Origin of the sequence: Klebsiella sp. 141162, from assembly GCF_050600755.1 — a bacterium.
Lineage (GTDB): Bacteria > Pseudomonadota > Gammaproteobacteria > Enterobacterales > Enterobacteriaceae > Klebsiella > Klebsiella aerogenes.
This window is the reverse complement of the sequence record NZ_JAQIRI010000001.1, coordinates 1,539,450-1,556,453: the sequence shown is the minus strand read 5'-3', so window position 1 is coordinate 1,556,453 and position 17,004 is coordinate 1,539,450. Positions and strand designations below refer to the sequence as shown.

The following is a 17,004-nucleotide window of genomic DNA, read 5'->3' as shown; positions in this document are numbered from 1 at the left end:
GGGCGTTAGCGGCGATAATCGACGAACGGGCCGTCGGCAACCGAGCGGCGCTCGATAAGACGCGGATGTACCTCGATGGACTGCGACTCTTCACGTTTATTAACAATGCGATCGAGCAGCATATTGAATGCCGCTTCCCCGAGCGAGTCCTTTGGCTGATGTATAGTGGTCAGCGCCGGGCTGAAGTAGCGGGCGTTACGCACGTTATCATAGCCGATCAGCGAAATGTCCTGCGGTACGCGCAGGCCCATTTCGTCGGCGGCGCAGATAGCGCCCATCGCCATGATGTCGCCGCCGCAGAACACGGCGGTTGGGCGGTGCTGCTGATTGAGGATCTGCTGCATGGCGCGGTAGCCGGATTCCGGTTCAAAGTCGCCCTGAACAATCCAGTTTTCCGGCACATTGATATGCGCTTCTTTCATCGCCTGCATGAAGCCTGCCAGGCGTCCGGCACCGGTGTTACGCTCAAGCGGGCCCGGAATAACGCCAATTTCGCGGTGGCCGCGTTCAATCAGGTAACGGCCGGCGATATAGCCGCCTTCAAAGGCATTATCGATAACCGAGTCGGTAAAGTCCGCTTTGGCTTCGCCCCAGTCCATCACCACCATCGGGATATGACGATACTCTTCAAGCATACTGAGTACGGACTCCGGGTACTCGGAACACATCACCAGCAGGCCGTCAACGCGCTTTTGCGCCATCATAGACAAGTAGGCGCGCTGTTTTTCCGGATCGTTCCAGGCGTTGCCCAGAATCAGGGTATAGCCTTTCTGGAAGCAGCTTTTTTCTACGGATTCGATAATTTCAGCGAAATAGGCCGCTTCGCTACTGGTGGCCAGCAGACCGATCGATTTAGTGTGATTGACTTTCAGGCTGCGAGCCACGGCGCTTGGCGAATAGTGGAGTTCTTTAATTGCCGCCCACACCGCATTGCGCGTCTCTTCCGCAACGAAACGGGTTTTGTTAATCACATGTGACACAGTTGTAGTGGAAACGTTTGCGCGTTTCGCTACATCTTTAATAGTTGCCATTACTTCTCACTCCAGACCTTGACCTGATCGTCTGATTATCGATACGTAAACGTTTGCCTATACACACCCTGTATACAATGATCAACATTGCAACACCTGGGAAAACGACACAGAACGACAGGAAGGGGTCAATGGCCGATACGCTTTCAAATTAGCGTGGGATTTTGTCCTATCTCGCGGCAAAGGGGAAGAGCAAAAATGTGCATCACTCTAAATCCGGGAAGATTTTTGCATATTTTTGTGCAAAAATGAGCAAGCTCACTTTCTATGTGGGGATAATCAGGGGAGAAAATTGATGGACACAAATTTAAAGTTTTCGCTGACAACGACGGTTATTGTTCTGGGTCTGATCGTCGCCGCCGCGTTGACCGCGGTACTGCACTGATTCCAGCAGGGAGGGGGCTTCCCCTCCCATCCCGCCATTATTAGCAGATCTGCAAAAATCTTTTGTCATTTCGTTTACTTCTGTTTTTCTGTGATTGATGTCATGCTTTTGGCTTCTGATGTAATGCCGTGTCCTGAATCGGCCTGATGGAGTCTCTGAATGAAAATCAACTTTCCCTTACTCGCGTTGGCGATCGGTGCCTTTGGTATCGGTACCACCGAGTTTTCCCCGATGGGATTACTGCCGGTTATCGCCAAAGGCGTAGATGTTTCTATTCCGGCCGCGGGGATGCTGATTAGCGCCTATGCCATTGGCGTGATGGTTGGCGCGCCGTTAATGACGTTACTGCTGTCGCATCGCGCTCGCCGCAATGCATTGATCTTCCTGATGGGGATCTTCACCCTCGGCAACGTGCTCTCTTCTATTGCGCCGGATTACACGACGCTACTGCTGTCGCGCATTATCACCAGCCTCAATCATGGCGCGTTCTTTGGCCTTGGCTCGGTCGTTGCCGCAAGCGTGGTGCCAAAACACAAACAGGCCAGCGCGGTCGCGACCATGTTTATGGGGCTGACCATTGCCAATATCGGCGGCGTACCGGCTGCCACCTGGCTTGGTGAAACCATCGGCTGGCGAATGTCGTTCCTGGCCACGGCGGGTCTGGGGTTAATTGCGATGGTAAGCCTGTGGTTCTCCCTGCCGAAAGGTAGCGCCGGCGAGCGTCCGAACGTGAAGCGCGAGCTGTCGGTATTAATGCGGCCTCAGGTACTCTCTGCGCTGTTGACCACCGTGCTGGGCGCCGGGGCAATGTTCACGCTGTATACCTACATTTCTCCGGTACTGCATACCATCACCAACGCTTCACCGCTGTTTGTTACCGCCATGTTGGTATTAATCGGCGTCGGTTTCTCGCTTGGCAACTATCTGGGCGGTAAGTTTGCCGACCGTTCAGTCTCCGGCACTTTGAAAGGATTCCTGTTGTTGTTGATTGCCATCATGTTGGCTATTCCGCTGCTGGCGCAATCGCAACTGGGTGCTGCCGTCAGCATGGTCGTGTGGGGCGCGGCAACCTTCGCGGTGGTTCCGCCGCTGCAGATGCGGGTAATGCGCGTAGCGCACGAAGCGCCGGGTCTGTCATCATCGGTGAATATTGGCGCTTTCAACCTCGGTAACGCGTTGGGCGCGGCGGCGGGCGGCGCGGTGATATCCGGCGGTCTCGGGTATGCTTTTGTGCCGGTGATGGGGGCGATTATTGCCGGGCTGGCGTTGGCGGTGGTGCTGTTTGGCGGGCGTTCTCAACCAGAAGAAGCATTAGCGAATAACTAAGTCGCACTAAGAAAAAACCGCAGCGGGGTAACCCTGCTGCGGTTTTGTTTTTATGCTGCCAGGTTAGCGGCAACAAATTTCCAGTTTACCAGCGCCCAGAAGTGTTCCAGATAATTAGGACGGGCATTGCGGTAGTCGATGTAGTAGGCGTGTTCCCAGACATCAACGGTCAGCAGCGGCGTCGCATCGGTAGTCAGCGGAGTGCCGGCGTTGCTGGTGGAGACGATAGCCAGGCTGCCGTCTGCGTTTTTAACAAGCCAGGTCCAGCCTGCGCCGAAGTTTTTTGCCGCGGCATCGGTGAATTTCGCTTTAAAATCAGCGAAGCTACCGAAAGATTTGTTAATCGCTGCGGCCAGTTCGCCTTCCGGCTCACCGCCGGCGTTCGGCGCCAGGCAGTTCCAGTAGAAAGTGTGGTTCCAGACCTGCGCTGCGTTATTGAAGACGCCGCCTTCAGAAGAGCGAACGATCTCTTCCAGAGATTTGCCTTCAAAAGCGGTGCCTTTGATCAGGTTGTTGAGGTTGGTCACGTAGGCCTGGTGATGCTTACCGTAATGGTATTCCAGGGTTTCAGCGGAAATGTGCGGCGCCAGGGCGTCTTTTGCATATGGTAATGCAGGTAATTCGAACGACATTGCTACTCTCCTTATAACTTTTTGTTTTTTATCACATTAATTAGGTGAAGATTCACCTGAATACAGTATTTACTGTGTAACGCTGTCGCGAGTGTTACATGTTATTGTGTTGAGAATGTTAACATTTGCTGAAGTCAGTTAAAAGACTTACAACAACAAAGGTTATTCATTGCTAACGCGACTGATTAAGCCTTCGCCAGTCTGGCGCATGGCGAGCGATATGATTCGCAAATTCCCCATCGACGCGCCTGCCTACGACTAAAACGCTTCGTATCTTCACCGCCTGTTATCTTTTTAGATCGCTATAAAACATTAGCTTGCGAGCATTATGCGTAATGGGAATGACTTTCATGCCCAATAATCATTAGGATTAATTTTAATTGTATGACAAATATAATTGTCTCTGCAGGCAACGGACCTCGGAGTAAGAAATCGTTATTGAACAAGCATAAAGCTCATAATTGATGGATGAAAAGAGATGGCGCACAAACATGAAATGGTCAGTGAACATATCATTCCGATCGTCATAGATATTATCGAATGGATCGAAGACAACATTTTTACCGCGCTCCCCGTTACCGCGATCTCGCGAAAATCGGGTTATTCGCACTGGTATTTTCAGCGTCAGTTCGCGCTAATTACCGGTTATACGCTGGGAACATATGTGAGCCGACGCAAAATGACCATTGCCGCCGGCATTCTCAAACAGACGAAGGATTCGGCGCTGAGTATCTCATTGCTGCTCGGGTTTGAAGGCCAGGCGACATTCTGCCGTACTTTCCGTCGTCATTTTGGTATGTCGCCGACCAGTTATCGCCGTCACCCCGCGCTACTGGAGGAACGTATGCAGTATCCGCTGAATCTGCAAGAGGAGGGGAATGTACAGCAGAACGGTATGCCGCCGCAGCGGCAAACCGGGATCGGCGTTTCTTAACGAATGGTTTTTGGCGTCATCACGCGGCGCGCGCCGACGTAGTGGCGAACCCAATAATCTTCGCTTAAAGAGGTTATCTGGATGTCACGGCCGGTACGCGGCGACTGGATAAACTTTCCGTTTCCAACGTAAACGCCAACGTGGTCGGCGGTGCCGCGTCCGCGGGTGCGGAAGAAGACCAGGTCGCCACTTTGCAGTTCATCGCGGTCAACCGGGCGGGCATCGCGCAGGTGATACATTTCGTTAGCGGTGCGCGGAATATGAATTTTAACCAGATCTTTATAGGCGTAATAAACCAGCCCGCTACAGTCAAAACCGGTGCGCGGAGAGGAGCCTCCCCAGCGGTAAGGCTTGCCTAGCTGATCCATGAGTTTATTCATCGCGGTGCTTTGCGCTTTTTGCACCCGGGCTTTGTGCGCATCGGCAATCGTCAGATTCGGTTCATCGGCAACAGGTTTACAGCGCTTTTTGTAGCCTTTACGCACCACGCATTTGCTTTTTACGCTGTTTAACGCCAGCGTCGTTGCTTCGCTGGATGTTACCGTTTTCGCACACTGCTTTTTATAACCTTTGCGCAACACGCATTTTTTGCTGGCGCCGGCGGCTTGACGATTAAGTGCGGTTTGGCTTGCTGCGGTAGTACGGGTAGGGTGCTTTGCGCTTGAGGTTTTTTTACGGGTAGTTTTAGCGGTGGATTTAGATTTATTCTGTGCCGCTTTCTTCTTACGCTCGGCGGTGGAGCCTTTCGCCGGATGCGCCTTCGGCGTAGCCGAAGCGTGCGTATGCCCTGAAGCATGCGCCAATGGCGTAAGCGAGATAGATGTAAACAGTAATGCACAGAGCGATATCGCGATTTTATTGAGCCGCGCCACTGAGCAATCCCCTGATTAAATTACAGACATATACCAATGCCTGACGGTGAATGACAAACCGGAATGATTCTAAAGCATAAAAAGCCAGAAAGTTAATACTCTTTTGTATCTAAAATGTCGTTTGGTTAACGATTGCAAAAAAATAAGTCAGAGAATCGCCGACCCGTACAGAAAGTGCGCAATTCGCCTCGCGGCGGCGTTACAAAGTGATATTTTTAAGGCAACTTCAGACGACAGAAGATAAAATGTGGCGAGTGAAAAAAATGTTATTATCGGTCCTGCGTCCAGGACGCTACAATGACAAATTACTGCCGTAAAGATGTTTAAGGAAGCACGACAATGAGCACCACTTTAGAAACGATCCAACGTCAAATCGCTGAAAACCCAATTCTGCTGTACATGAAAGGCTCTCCGAAGCTGCCGAGCTGCGGTTTCTCCGCTCAGGCAGTGCAGGCGCTTTCCGCTTGCGGCGAACGTTTTGCCTACGTAGACATCCTGCAGAACCCGGATATTCGCGCTGAACTGCCGAAATACGCTAACTGGCCGACCTTCCCGCAGCTGTGGGTTGACGGCGAACTGGTTGGCGGTTGCGACATCATCATCGAAATGTATCAGCGCGGCGAACTGCAGCAGCTGATTAAAGAAACGGCTGCCAAGCACAGCGCTGACGAGCCGAAAGCAGAGTAATTCTTCGCTGCAAAGAAAAAGCGACTTCCCCGGAAGTCGCTTTTTTTATGGCTTATGCTTCGATCGGCGCTAGCGGCCAGCCGCCAAGGCGCTTCCAGCGGTTGACGATTTCGCAGAATAGCTGGGCGGTTTGCTCGGTATCGTACAACGCGGAATGGGCCTTACTGCCGTCAAACTCCATTCCTGCGGCGATGCAGGCTTTAGATAATACGGTTTGCCCTAAGGCCAGCCCGCTCAGCGCGGCGGTATCGAAGGTCACGAAAGGGTGGAACGGATTGCGTTTCAACCCGGCGCGCTCGGCGGCGGCCATCGTGAAGCTGTGATCGAAAGTCGCGTTATGCGCCACCATTATCGCCCGGCTGCAATCGCTCTCTTTCATCCCTTTGCGGACCATCTTAAAAATAGCGTGCAGCGCATCGTATTCGCTTATCGCGCCGCGTTCAGGATCGTTTGGGTTAATTCCATTGAAAGCCAGCGCTTCTGGCTGCAGGTTGGCCCCTTCGAAGGGAGCCACGTGAAAATGCAGCGTTTCGTCCGGCATTAGCCAGCCCTGCTCATCCATCTTCAACGTAATAGCGGCGATCTCCAGCAGGGCGTCGGTTTTGGCATTAAACCCGGCGGTCTCAACATCAATCACCACTGGGTAAAAACCGCGAAAACGGCCGCACAGACCATTAAGTTGAGCGTTCTCGGACATCAGATTCTCTTAGCTGGAAAAAAGTAGCGCGCATTATGGCAAATTTTGCCGCGGCTTGCAGCAGGAAGGGAGAAAACATCGGGGGCGAACGCGCCCGATGAGATTGATGATAAACGTCATGCAATCAGTGGGAATTCAGATTGCATTAGGACAAATAACAAGGAAAATCAATTTATTGATTTTCGGCTGATAACCACAAAGAAGGAAAAACCACGCTTTTTCCTTCTTTGTCAGCAGTCTGACGGGCGCGAATGCGCCCGAATTAACTTAGTTGCCGAGACCTTTTCCGGCATCTTTCTCTTCGATCAGCTCGATTTTGTAGCCGTCCGGATCTTCAACAAAAGCGATAACCGTGCTGCCGCCTTTCACCGGACCTGCCTCGCGAGTGACATTGCCGCCGTTCTGACGAATACGTTCGCAGGCTTCCGCCGCGTTATCGACGCTCAGCGCAATGTGGCCATAGGCGGTACCGAGCTCGTAGCTATCTACGCCCCAGTTATAGGTCAGTTCGATAACCGCGGTATCGCTCTCTTCGCCGTAGCCGACGAAAGCCAGCGAGTATTTGTACTCAGGGTTTTCGCTGGTACGCAGCAGCTTCATGCCCAGCACGTTGGTATAAAACTCAATAGAACGTTGCAGGTCGCCAACGCGCAGCATGGTGTGAAGTAAGCGCATAATTTCCCCTATGCAGTTTGTTTTGATACATCAGAGTCTTGAGTATAGCGGCGATGGTACGCCGCTATCAATGGAGGGATTACAGGGTTGGATAATCGGTATAACCTTCCGCGCCGCCGCCGTAGAAGCTTTCCGGGCGCTGCGGGTTCAGCGCCGCTTTTTTCTGCAGACGCGCCACCAGATCCGGGTTGGCGATGTAATCGCGGCCAAAGGCCACGGCATCGATCAGTCCTTTATTGATAAGGTCGTTGGCTTTCTCCACCGTGTAGGCGCCAGCACCGATAATCGCGCCTGGGAAACGATCGCGAACTTTCTGGCGAAATTCGTCGCTATACGGTTGACCGCCGGCCCAGTCTGGTTCGGACATATGCAGATAAGCGATACCGCGTTTCGCCAGTTGCTCAATAAGATAGAGCGCATCGGCTTCCTCGTTCGGGCCGTTATCGACGTTCTGGAAACTACCGATTGGCGACACGCGAATGCCGATACGGTCGGCGCTCCACTCTTTGCTGACGGCATCGACCACTTCCAGCACCAGACGGGCGCGGTTTTCAACGCTACCGCCGTACTGGTCGGTACGCTGGTTAGAAGAAGGCGACAGGAACTGGTGCAGCAGATAACCGTGCGCGGAGTGCAGCTCTACCAGATCGAAACCCACATCGCGGGCATTGCCTACCGCCTGACGGAAGTCATCAACGATGCCTGGGATTTCGTCCGTTTCCAGCGCGCGCGGCATCGATGTATCGACGCGAATGGCATGACCGTTTTCATCACGCAGCGAAGTACGCGTGCCTGCGCTCAGCGCCGATGGCGCAACCGGCGCGGCGCCGCCTGGCTGCAGACTGTTATGAGAAATACGCCCGGTGTGCCACAGTTGCACGGCGATATGACCGTTTTCAGCATGTACGCCAGCGGTGATTTTTTGCCATGCGGCCATTTGCTCTGCGCTATGCAGGCCCGGCGCGCCGGCATAGCCTTTCGCTTGGGCGGAAATTTGCGTCGCTTCGGTGATAATCAGGCCGGAGCTGGCGCGCTGACGATAGTACTCAGCCATCAGCGGAGTAGGGATGTCGCCAGGCTCGATGCTGCGCAGACGGGTCAGCGGAGCCATAAATACGCGGTTAGGTACGGTCACCGCACCGACTTTTAACGGGCTGAACAATTTAGATTCTGACATAATGACTCCTGAGTAGACCGGTCGTCTTGTAACTGGTTAAATAAAAACGCCTGTTAAACCGCAGGCGCTGCAATGATCTGTTTGGCGTGAGCAAGGGCGCTTTCCAGCGGCGTTGCGCTACGCGTAATTTTGGCCTGTAAATTGGCCCCCAACCACAACGAGTACAGCACCTGTGAAAGGGTAATTGCTTCCCCCTCAAACAGCAGGCTACCCTCCAGGCGGCCTTTTTCCAGCGCTTCGCCCAACAGGGCGATAATCTGGCTGGCGCCTTTATCCATGGCGGTACGCATATCTTCCGACAAGTCACACACCTCTGCCGACAGCTTCACGGTTAAGCAACCGCTGATAATACCCTGTTGGCAAAACTGATTCAGCGTGTGCTGATAGTAGGCCAGCAGTCGGTCGCGGTAGTTGCCTTCGCCATGGTCAAAGTGGTCAACCAGGCGCTGCAGATAGCCGGTGTAGTGATGTTCAAGCAACGCGACGCCGAAGGCTTCTTTTGAGCGAAAGTAGTGATAGAAAGAGCCTTTCGGCACTTCCGCGGTTTTCAGAAGTTCACTTAAGCCCATTCCGGTAAAACCACGATGCATGCATAGTTGTTCGCCGGTGACGAGGATGTGTTCTCGGGTATCGCATTCGCTGTGTCTGTTCATGGGGCACACTGTAGTAGACCGATTGGTCTAATGCAAGCAAAATGATCATTCTGCGAGGATAACAAACCAACAAAAGTTGCGCGCGAGCGGCAGAGCGTCTTCAATGAGAGACAGAGAGAATAAACGGGAGAGCGGTGGTGGCAGAGCAGCTTGAGTTTTTCCCGGTACAGAGTCCGTGCCGGGGAATATGTCAGTCCGATGAACGCGGTTATTGTCGCGGCTGTTTTCGTAGCCGTGATGAGCGCTTCAATTGGCAAAAGCTGAGCGATGCGCAAAAACAAGAGGTCCTGCGTCTGTGCCGCCAGCGTTTACTGCGTAAAATTCGCGCGGCTAAGCAGGCGCCCGCGGAAGAACCGCAGCAACCCTCACTGTTTTGACGACAAATATGCGTATACTCAGAACACTTTTTTGTCGAGGAAGCGTTTATGGTTCAGCGTATTGCTATGGCTCCGCAGGGGCCGGAATTTTCACGTTTTGTTATGGGTTACTGGCGGCTAATGGACTGGAAAATGTCCACAGACGCGTTGGTTGGTTTCATTGAGCAGCACCTGGATCTAGGAATTACTACCGTCGACCACGCCGATATCTACGGCGATTACCAGTGTGAAGCCGCTTTTGGCGAAGCGATGAAGCGAGCGCCGCACCTGCGTAGCCGTATGGAAATCGTTAGCAAGTGTGGGATTGCGACTAAAGCGCGTGCGGAAAATACCATTGGTCACTATATCACCGATCGCGACCACATCATTCTTAGCGCCGAACAATCGCTGCGCAATCTGGCGACCGATCATCTCGATTTACTGCTGATTCATCGCCCGGATCCGCTGATGGATGCCGACGAAGTCGCAGAGGCTTTCCTCGCGCTACATCATAGTGGGAAAGTGCGCCACTTTGGCGTATCTAACTTTACGCCGGCGCAGTTTACGCTATTACAATCGCGCCTGCCTTTCACCCTGGCTACTAACCAGGTCGAGATCTCACCGGTACATCAGCCTCTATTGCTTGACGGTACCCTCGATCAGCTCCAGCAGTTGCGCATTCGACCGATGGCCTGGTCGTGTCTCGGCGGCGGACGCCTGTTCAATGACGAGAGCTTCCAACCGCTGCGCGACGAGCTGGCGCAAATTGCCCAGGAGCTCAATGCAGATAGCATTGAGCAAGTCGTCTATGCGTGGGTGCTGCGCCTGCCGTCGAAACCGCTGCCGATTATCGGCTCGGGCAAAATCGAGCGCGTGCGCTCGGCGATTGTGGCGGAAAAACTGCCTATGACGCGCCAGCAGTGGTTCCGCATTCGTAAAGCGGCGCTGGGTTACGACGTTCCTTAAACCATCTTACGCCTCCGGATGCCGCTACCTGGTTTACACTTATCAGGGATACAGCCAATCCGGAGGTGTTATGCAACGATGTTTACTCGCTATTTTCACTCTCGCATTTTGCGCTGGCGCGCAGGCCGCCAGTGAAGATGTCTCCCTTAATCTTGTCACCAGCCAGAGCGTTGGCCAGGCCGTCGGTAGCGTTAAAATTACTGAAACCGACAGAGGCCTTGAATTTACTCCTGATTTACGCGCGCTTCCGCCGGGCAAACACGGTTTTCATATCCACGCTGAGGGAAGCTGCCAGCCGGCGATAAAAGACGGTAAAGCGGTCGCCGCCGGCGCGGCGGGCGGTCATTTCGATCCGCAACATACCGGTAAGCATGAAGGGCCGCTGGGCGCAGGGCATCTTGGCGATCTTCCACTGCTGGTGGTCAACGACGATGGGGTGGCTAACCAACCGGTTATTGCCCCGCGCCTGAAAACGCTCGCGGAAGTGAAGGGCAAAGCGCTGATGGTTCATGTCGGCGGCGATAATATGGCCGATAGCCCGCAGCCGCTGGGCGGCGGCGGCGAGCGTTTTGCCTGCGGGGTGATTAAGTAGTCCGTTCGGTAATGGTGCCGGCAATTGGCGCCTGTTCCAGCTGCGATAGCGAGCAGTATAACCGCCAGATTATCGCCGCCAGCTCTTTAGCCGCCGGCTGATGATGATGGTTAAGGGTATCGCAGATCCGCTGCAACTCCAGCAACGTCGAGGCAAGTGGACGTTGCTGGACGCCGCGTTCGCTCATGACGTCGCGAAGCAGGCTGATACACAAGTCGCGTACTTGTGAGAGGGGGTCTGAACGTGTCTCCCAATCACGTAGTTGCCACACGACATGCGAGCAGTTGAGCAGCACTACGCCCCAGCGCAGCAGCCAACGTCGCGCCAGCGCGTCCTGGCTGCTGCTCAACTGGCTAATGTGGTGATACACCAGAGACTCAAATTCGTGCTCGCTATGCTGCGGGCGGCGGCTCAACTGATCGACAAAGTGACGCCGTAACGCACGGATATGGCGGCGACTTTTCCGCGCATCTGAGCCGGGACTGATAACCGCAAAGGCAAGCCACGCCAGACCAACACCGATAATTTTGCCGAGATTATCATTAAGAAACGAGGCAAAGTCATAAACCGGAGGGTTGGTGACCGAAATAAACGATCCCATAAAGACGATTAACTGCCCCCATAGCCCAGCGAACTTCGGCATCTGGAGTTTCAATAACTGCATGGTGGTGAGCAGCGGGAACAGAAACAGTAAAAACTGCCACAGGTCGGTTATCTGCACCATTAAGCCAAACTTCACCACAAAACTGAACAGCGACAACAGCACCAGGGTACGCATCAATAAGGTGAGCGATTTAAATGGCGACGGCGATATTGAGTAGAGTACGCAGCTAATGGCGGCGAGGGTGAGCGCGGCGGCGCAGGCCTGCCATTGGGTGCTGATACCCCAGGCGCCCACGGCCACCAGCGCGCAGAAGGTACGTAAGCCGTTCCATAACGCTTCAGCCTGATCGGTATGACGCGACAGCGCCGGCGCCGAAGGGACGTTAAACTCGGTGATAGCGCTGGCGTTCTCGATGCGGCGGATCCAGCGGCTGCTTTCGAGATAGATACGACAGAAATAACGCAGCCGTTTCCAGAACGCCAGATGGCGATAGTCGGCGTTAGGGCCGGGGGCCAGCGGTACCAGAATCCGCGCCACGCTATAAACATTTGCGTGCGGATTGGTGAGCTCGCTGAGTAGCGTTTCGAGCACCGCTCGCGTATTGCCAGGCGCATCCGGCCAGTTCAATAACATTCTTCGCAGGCTGGAGATGACGCTGGTCATTCGCAACTGCTGATGAAGCAGATAATTCAGCAAGGGATTCTGCCGTCTGAAACGGTAGTGGCTCCAGAAGGCCTGGATACGCAGCAAATTCATGGTCAGGATCTGGCCGATGACGCTTTCATGGGCGCTACGAATCGCATCGGTGGTTTCCGGCACCCACAGCAGGCTGGCATGCTCTAATAGCCGGGAATGCATATTCTTCAGTGCCGTCAGCAGCGTGACGCCATCTGAGGTACTGGGCAGGATCATCATCATGAACCCGCCGGACAATATCCCCACAATCACTTCACAAACTCGCGACTGAGCGATAGTCCACAGTTCATTCGCGTCGGCAACATTAATAACCGGGAAGGCGATAATTGCGCAGGTATAGCCTGCCAGTTGAAAAGCGTAGGCGACGTTATTGGTGAACATCGCGCAGGCCCAGGTACAGAGCGCAATCCAGGCTGAAATACTGAACAAGAATAGCCACGGGTCGTTAAGGGTATGGCCGGCCAACAGCAGGGCGGCGCAGGCGCCGAGCAGGCTGCCGGCGATACGACCAAAGCTCTTGCTGATAACGCCGCCAACGGTCGGGAAGCTGACGACCGCGGCGGAGGTCATTGCCCAGTAGGGCTCATCAAGATCCAGCGCATAGGCGATGCTAAGCGCCAGACACATCGCAATGCCGTTGCGTAACGCGTAGCGCCATTGCGGACGGCTGGCTTTAAACCACGGCAGTGATTGCCAGCGCAGAGCCTGCAGCTTCATTACTGTCCGCCAATCGATACGGTGCAAGTGGTACCTGAAACCAGCGTGACGTCCGCAGGCAGCTTATCGAACTCAATACGTACCGGTACGCGTTGCGCGAGGCGTACCCATGGAATGTTGGGTTTAATATTAGCGACCAGCGCCGAACCGCCTTCGACGCTCTGATCAACGATGGCGCGGCCGATGCTGGAAACGTGACCCTGTAACGTTTGTTTGCTGCTATAGAGAACGACCTGAGCGCTAGCGCCTTCGCGGATGTGACGCAGTTTGGTCTCTTCAAAATAACCCAGGACATAAAAAGAATGACTATCAACCAACGCAAATACCGGGTGGCCGACGGAGGCGTAATCTCCGACCCGCGTTGACAAATTAGTGATCCAGCCATCAACCGGCGCTTTGACCTCGGTTTGCGTCAGCTGCCACTGCGCATGTTCCAGCGCGGCTTGCGCCACGCCAACCACCGCTTTAGCCGCCTCATAAGTGGTATTGGCGGTATTCAAAGCGGTATTAACGGTTTCCATATCTTCAGCGGAGATGAAGTTTTGCGAAAGACTGCGGCGGCGAGTAACGTCGCTGGCGGCCTTGGTTTGCTCGGCTTTGGCTTTTGCCAGTTCCGCTTTGGCTTTTGCCAACTGCGCCTGAGCGTTTAAAACCGCAATGCGATAGGGGGTATCGTCAATGCGGAACAAAACGTCGCCGGCTTTGACCAACTGGTTGTCTTTAACATTCAACTGCAAAATACTGCCGGAAACCTGAGGCGTAATGCCGACCTGTTCGGCGCGAATTTTGCCATCCCGCGTCCATGGTGACTGAGTGTAGTAATTCCATACCAGCCAGGCGGCGATAATCGCAATAGCGGCAATAATTAAGGTTGAGAGATATTTTAGTTTCTTCATGAAATGAGCATCACAAGAGAGTCAGGAGAACCAGCGCCAGGCAAACGGCCAGCGCAAACAGGGAAAGGTCCATCAGCAGGGGATGCCAGATTTCGCCGGCGTACATCCAGTCGCGTAGCTGACGATGAACGATTAACCAGATAAAGAAACCAAGCACGACGGCTTTAAATAACGGGGGAAAATAGATAGAAGCGCCGAACACCAGGTCCTGTAGCGACAATCCGGGAGTGTTAAGACTCAGTTTCACAAGCAAAAATCCTTTGCCGTTGCAGGGATAATGTTCTTGGTGATGAATTAGTTCACATTGTAAATCATTGTCTTGAATTTAGTGAATCAAGTAATTCATTTGTTTTGGTAATTTAAATGCTGCACACTATTCTAAAAGCAGTATAATAACTTAGCAAGCTAATTATAAGGAGATGAAATTGGAATCGCCACTTGGTTCTGATCTGGCACGTTTGGTACGCGTTTGGCGCGCGCTGATCGACCATCGCCTAAAACCTCTGGAGTTAACGCAGACGCACTGGGTCACGCTGCATAACATTCATCAGCTACCTCCTGAGCAGTCGCAAATCCAGCTGGCCAAGGCTATTGGTATTGAACAGCCCTCTTTGGTGCGCACGCTGGATCAACTGGAGGAGAAAGGGCTTATTTCTCGCCAGACTTGTGCAAACGATCGCCGGGCGAAACGTATCAAGCTCACGGAAAAGGCGGAACCGCTGATCAACCAAATGGAAGACGTGATCGGCAAAACGCGTGATGAAATCCTTGCGGGTGTATCTAAGCAGGAAGTCGAAACGCTGCTCAACTTAATCCGTAAACTTGAAAACAATATCCTCGATCTTCAGGCAAAAGACTAGCCGGGAAAAGGGCTTTGCGTTCGCAAAGCCCTTTCTCTTATTCCTGCCAGACCACCACGCGATTGCGGCCAGCGTTTTTCGCCGCGTACATAGCCGCATCCGCGCGTTTGACGCACTCTTCAGCCCCAATGTTGGAGCTCGAAACGGTGTAGACCCCCATACTAATCGTCATCCGTTCCGGCAGTGATGCCTGCCCGGCGCTGACCATCTGGCGAATTCGCTCGGCTATCGCCAGCGCATCATCAGCATCAGTATTTACCAGCAACAGGGCAAACTCCTCGCCGCCGATACGGGCGGCAATATCCTCACGGCGCACATGAGTTTGTAGTACGCTGGCGGCAAACTGAATTACCTTGTCGCCCTGAACATGGCCGTAGTTGTCATTGATGCGCTTAAAATGATCGAGATCGCTGACGATGACCGATAGCGGTCGTGTTGCTGAAGTCTGCGGTAGCAAACCGCTGAGCGTGTCGTAAAAGTAGCTGCGGTTGTACAGTCTGGTCAGCGGATCGCGGATAGAGTTCTGATACGAATTGATGTATTTGTTGTTAGAGTCGCGATAGAGAATAAAAACGTCACTTAACAGTACGAACAGCATAAATAACGTACTCAAAGTTTCGAACAGGCGCGCCTGATTCCAAGCGATAATATGCTGACTACCTGTCGCTGTGAGTAATACGTTTAGCGTAAATATATAGGCAGCACAGAAAAATGCGCCGCTATACCAGAAGATATTACGTAGCTTGGTTAGTATAACCAATAATATCAACGTAAATACCCAGGCGAAAAATAGCAGCCAGCCCATCCAGTTATGCCATAACGGAGTAAAAGTGCTGGTGATGTCGTCGATAAAATCGATGCTTAATAATGGGCTGTTACTGGAGTGTAACCACGATAAAATAAGAATAGTAGCGCTAAAAATAAAACATCCCGTCAATATTAAAGTATGCGCGCCGGCCGCTTGATTAAGATACTGACGATAGCGGTATATAATAATGGCAGTGATGAACAACACGACCATCAAAATATTACGGAATGAGTAAAAAATCAGCGCGTCATTTTGTTTAACAATATATTCGCTGTTGCACAGTAGCCAGCCGGGATAGCTGCTCAGGGTGCCCAGCATCAGTAAGGCGGAGCTGGCAAAGGCGAAGGCGATAGGCATCAGATAGAGACGGCTTTTATCACACCAATACTTCATGCTCATGAAGCAGGAAATAGTAATGTGAAAAATCATTAATATAATTGTCAGCAAAGGAAAAAGTGGTGATGAAGTCGTAGGGATACGATTAACGACTGAATCAGATAGTATATCAATCGTAATAATTGCCAGGCTGCAGGCGATGATATAAGCGAATAAGCGGTGCGATAATCGATTTAAATTCAGAGGCACAGGTAAACTCCCGCGATAAAAATGGGGGGTAAAAACGACGCGCAGGTCGCTAAATGAGAAAATCCACTTCAGGCTAACGAATTAATTAACGGGGAATATTGCGCAAACGCAAGTTGCCGTGCAGAAATATCAATAATATTGATATATGTATGATGAATGTTTTGGTGGTAAATAATGAATCTGGAGAATTAATGCGGCCAATTAAGGCCGCATTAGAGAGGCTTAACGCGGGGAAACCGTCACTTGACTGCCGCTGCCGGCAATGGCTACGCGCTGACCAACGGAGAACGGGGTGCTGCCCTGTTTCTGAACCACCATGATGGTATTGCCGTCATCTTTGCGGATTTCCAGCTCAACGCCTTGCGTTTTGTTCATCGCGCCCTGTACGCCCTGACCGGCTACGCCGCCGGCAACCGCGCCTGCAGCGGTTGCAAGAGAACGACCGGTGCCGCCGCCAATGGTATTACCAAGGAAGCCACCGAGTACCGCGCCGCCAATCGCGCCGATAGCATTGCTGTCATCGCCGCTTTGGATCTGGACCGCACGGGTATGTACGATGGTACCGTAGGTCACGCTTTGCACCTGCTTGGCTTCTGATGCTGTGTAAACATCGCCAGATAGACCGCTGCTGCTGACGCAACCCGCCAGGGTTAAGCCAATCATCGAGACAGCCAAAACACGTAAAATCATTTATGAATCTCCTGTGTACCAAAAATGTTCCAGTGAACTTCCATGTGGTCAATTATATGGCATTTAAGCGTTCGCTGGCATAGCTTCCTTATGGACTGTTTAAAAATAATAAGGTTCGCTTTAACGACGAATAAACGTAAATACTTTACCTAACAAATCGTCGCG

General features: G+C 52.7%; 20 protein-coding genes. 8 read left to right on the top strand and 12 right to left on the bottom strand.

What is annotated here, in order from left to right; genetic code table 11:
- Positions 1–5: 5 nt before the first annotated feature.
- Positions 6–1,031, bottom strand: coding sequence for an HTH-type transcriptional repressor PurR (gene purR, locus PGR23_RS07395; RefSeq protein WP_015366884.1), 1,026 nt, complete (start codon positions 1,029–1,031; stop codon positions 6–8).
- 295 nt (positions 1,032–1,326) lie between these two features.
- Here purR and PGR23_RS07390 point away from each other — a divergent pair, with 295 nt between their 5' ends.
- Complete coding sequence (locus tag PGR23_RS07390) at positions 1,327–1,416, top strand: YnhF family membrane protein (protein WP_032705726.1); 90 nt, start codon at positions 1,327–1,329, stop codon at positions 1,414–1,416.
- Positions 1,417–1,575: 159 nt separating this feature from the next.
- Positions 1,576–2,742 (top strand): MFS transporter, encoded by a 1,167-nt coding sequence (locus PGR23_RS07385; protein ID WP_015366882.1) that lies wholly within the window; start codon positions 1,576–1,578, stop codon positions 2,740–2,742.
- A gap of 50 nt (positions 2,743–2,792) precedes the next feature.
- Here PGR23_RS07385 and sodB read toward each other — a convergent pair whose 3' ends face one another.
- On the bottom strand, positions 2,793–3,374 hold the full coding sequence (gene sodB / locus PGR23_RS07380) for a superoxide dismutase [Fe] (RefSeq protein WP_015366881.1): 582 nt from the start codon (positions 3,372–3,374) through the stop codon (positions 2,793–2,795).
- Positions 3,375–3,852: 478 nt separating this feature from the next.
- Here sodB and PGR23_RS07375 point away from each other — a divergent pair, with 478 nt between their 5' ends.
- On the top strand, positions 3,853–4,308 hold the full coding sequence (locus PGR23_RS07375; RefSeq protein ID WP_047077700.1) for a helix-turn-helix domain-containing protein: 456 nt from the start codon (positions 3,853–3,855) through the stop codon (positions 4,306–4,308).
- Here PGR23_RS07375 and PGR23_RS07370 read toward each other — a convergent pair.
- The gene (locus PGR23_RS07370) at positions 4,305–5,180 is read right to left on the bottom strand and encodes a C40 family peptidase (protein ID WP_047077701.1); all 876 of its coding nucleotides are present in this window, start codon (positions 5,178–5,180) and stop codon (positions 4,305–4,307) included. The genes PGR23_RS07375 and PGR23_RS07370 overlap by 4 nt on opposite strands.
- A 339-nt stretch (positions 5,181–5,519) precedes the next feature.
- Here PGR23_RS07370 and PGR23_RS07365 point away from each other — a divergent pair, with 339 nt between their 5' ends.
- Positions 5,520–5,867, top strand: a complete 348-nt coding sequence (locus PGR23_RS07365; protein WP_045392486.1) for a Grx4 family monothiol glutaredoxin — start codon at positions 5,520–5,522, stop codon at positions 5,865–5,867.
- Between the two features lie 52 nt (positions 5,868–5,919).
- Here the strand turns inward: PGR23_RS07365 and rnt are convergent, their stop codons facing one another.
- The 4 genes from rnt to PGR23_RS07345 all read right to left on the bottom strand — a co-directional run bounded on the left by rnt (position 5,920) and on the right by PGR23_RS07345 (position 9,069).
- Entirely contained in the window at positions 5,920–6,564 is a 645-nt protein-coding gene (rnt, locus tag PGR23_RS07360) for a ribonuclease T (RefSeq protein ID WP_045392483.1), read from the bottom strand.
- 267 nt (positions 6,565–6,831) lie between these two features.
- Positions 6,832–7,239, bottom strand: a complete 408-nt coding sequence (gene gloA, locus PGR23_RS07355; protein ID WP_045373539.1) for a lactoylglutathione lyase — start codon at positions 7,237–7,239, stop codon at positions 6,832–6,834.
- Between the two features lie 79 nt (positions 7,240–7,318).
- Positions 7,319–8,416: an alkene reductase gene (locus PGR23_RS07350; protein WP_015366875.1), complete on the bottom strand. Its 1,098-nt coding sequence runs from the start codon at positions 8,414–8,416 to the stop codon at positions 7,319–7,321.
- A gap of 53 nt (positions 8,417–8,469) precedes the next feature.
- Positions 8,470–9,069: a TetR/AcrR family transcriptional regulator gene (locus PGR23_RS07345; RefSeq protein ID WP_045392477.1), complete on the bottom strand. Its 600-nt coding sequence runs from the start codon at positions 9,067–9,069 to the stop codon at positions 8,470–8,472.
- A gap of 134 nt (positions 9,070–9,203) precedes the next feature.
- Here PGR23_RS07345 and PGR23_RS07340 point away from each other — a divergent pair, with 134 nt between their 5' ends.
- The 3 genes from PGR23_RS07340 (at position 9,204) to sodC (ending at position 10,983) form a co-directional block, all read left to right on the top strand.
- Positions 9,204–9,446, top strand: a complete 243-nt coding sequence (locus tag PGR23_RS07340; RefSeq protein ID WP_161801910.1) for a DUF1289 domain-containing protein — start codon at positions 9,204–9,206, stop codon at positions 9,444–9,446.
- 48 nt (positions 9,447–9,494) lie between these two features.
- Positions 9,495–10,391 carry an aldo/keto reductase gene (locus PGR23_RS07335; protein ID WP_045392474.1) on the top strand — a complete coding sequence of 299 codons (897 nt, stop codon included), beginning with the start codon at positions 9,495–9,497 and terminating at the stop codon, positions 10,389–10,391.
- Between the two features lie 70 nt (positions 10,392–10,461).
- Positions 10,462–10,983: a superoxide dismutase [Cu-Zn] SodC gene (gene sodC / locus PGR23_RS07330; protein WP_015366871.1), complete on the top strand. Its 522-nt coding sequence runs from the start codon at positions 10,462–10,464 to the stop codon at positions 10,981–10,983.
- Here sodC and PGR23_RS07325 read toward each other — a convergent pair.
- From PGR23_RS07325 to PGR23_RS07315, 3 genes are read right to left on the bottom strand one after another with little or no spacing between them, the layout of a single operon-like run.
- Positions 10,976–13,000, bottom strand: coding sequence for an FUSC family protein (locus PGR23_RS07325; RefSeq protein WP_396279734.1), 2,025 nt, complete (start codon positions 12,998–13,000; stop codon positions 10,976–10,978). The two genes, sodC and PGR23_RS07325, sit on opposite strands and share 8 nt — an antisense overlap.
- Positions 13,000–13,896, bottom strand: a complete 897-nt coding sequence (locus PGR23_RS07320) for an efflux RND transporter periplasmic adaptor subunit (protein WP_045392466.1) — start codon at positions 13,894–13,896, stop codon at positions 13,000–13,002. Before PGR23_RS07320 ends, PGR23_RS07325 begins: the two co-directional genes overlap by 1 nt.
- Before the next feature lie 10 nt (positions 13,897–13,906).
- Complete coding sequence (locus PGR23_RS07315; protein WP_015366868.1) at positions 13,907–14,143, bottom strand: DUF1656 domain-containing protein; 237 nt, start codon at positions 14,141–14,143, stop codon at positions 13,907–13,909.
- A 172-nt stretch (positions 14,144–14,315) separates the two neighbouring features.
- Between PGR23_RS07315 and slyA the strand changes: the two genes are divergently transcribed.
- Complete coding sequence (gene slyA, locus PGR23_RS07310; protein ID WP_020078997.1) at positions 14,316–14,756, top strand: transcriptional regulator SlyA; 441 nt, start codon at positions 14,316–14,318, stop codon at positions 14,754–14,756.
- 37 nt (positions 14,757–14,793) lie between these two features.
- On the opposite strand, the gene PGR23_RS07305 is transcribed toward slyA, so the two are convergent.
- A complete protein-coding gene (locus tag PGR23_RS07305) occupies positions 14,794–16,149 on the bottom strand; it encodes a sensor domain-containing diguanylate cyclase (protein ID WP_063416170.1) in 1,356 nt (451 codons plus the stop codon).
- Positions 16,150–16,371: 222 nt separating this feature from the next.
- Positions 16,372–16,839, bottom strand: a complete 468-nt coding sequence (slyB, locus tag PGR23_RS07300) for an outer membrane lipoprotein SlyB (RefSeq protein ID WP_045392464.1) — start codon at positions 16,837–16,839, stop codon at positions 16,372–16,374.
- Positions 16,840–17,004: the final 165 nt, after the last annotated feature.

Coding starts and splice junctions, on each gene's coding strand:
- purR (WP_015366884.1), bottom strand. CDS start 1,031: ATGGCAACTATTAAAGATGTAGCGAAACGCGCAAACGTTTCCACTACA.
- PGR23_RS07390 (WP_032705726.1), top strand. CDS start 1,327: ATGGACACAAATTTAAAGTTTTCGCTGACAACGACGGTTATTGTTCTG.
- PGR23_RS07385 (WP_015366882.1), top strand. CDS start 1,576: ATGAAAATCAACTTTCCCTTACTCGCGTTGGCGATCGGTGCCTTTGGT.
- sodB (WP_015366881.1), bottom strand. CDS start 3,374: ATGTCGTTCGAATTACCTGCATTACCATATGCAAAAGACGCCCTGGCG.
- PGR23_RS07375 (WP_047077700.1), top strand. CDS start 3,853: ATGGCGCACAAACATGAAATGGTCAGTGAACATATCATTCCGATCGTC.
- PGR23_RS07365 (WP_045392486.1), top strand. CDS start 5,520: ATGAGCACCACTTTAGAAACGATCCAACGTCAAATCGCTGAAAACCCA.
- rnt (WP_045392483.1), bottom strand. CDS start 6,564: ATGTCCGAGAACGCTCAACTTAATGGTCTGTGCGGCCGTTTTCGCGGT.
- gloA (WP_045373539.1), bottom strand. CDS start 7,239: ATGCGCTTACTTCACACCATGCTGCGCGTTGGCGACCTGCAACGTTCT.
- PGR23_RS07350 (WP_015366875.1), bottom strand. CDS start 8,416: ATGTCAGAATCTAAATTGTTCAGCCCGTTAAAAGTCGGTGCGGTGACC.
- PGR23_RS07345 (WP_045392477.1), bottom strand. CDS start 9,069: ATGAACAGACACAGCGAATGCGATACCCGAGAACACATCCTCGTCACC.
- PGR23_RS07335 (WP_045392474.1), top strand. CDS start 9,495: ATGGTTCAGCGTATTGCTATGGCTCCGCAGGGGCCGGAATTTTCACGT.
- sodC (WP_015366871.1), top strand. CDS start 10,462: ATGCAACGATGTTTACTCGCTATTTTCACTCTCGCATTTTGCGCTGGC.
- PGR23_RS07325 (WP_396279734.1), bottom strand. CDS start 13,000: ATGAAGCTGCAGGCTCTGCGCTGGCAATCACTGCCGTGGTTTAAAGCC.
- PGR23_RS07320 (WP_045392466.1), bottom strand. CDS start 13,896: ATGAAGAAACTAAAATATCTCTCAACCTTAATTATTGCCGCTATTGCG.
- slyA (WP_020078997.1), top strand. CDS start 14,316: ATGAAATTGGAATCGCCACTTGGTTCTGATCTGGCACGTTTGGTACGC.
- slyB (WP_045392464.1), bottom strand. CDS start 16,839: ATGATTTTACGTGTTTTGGCTGTCTCGATGATTGGCTTAACCCTGGCG.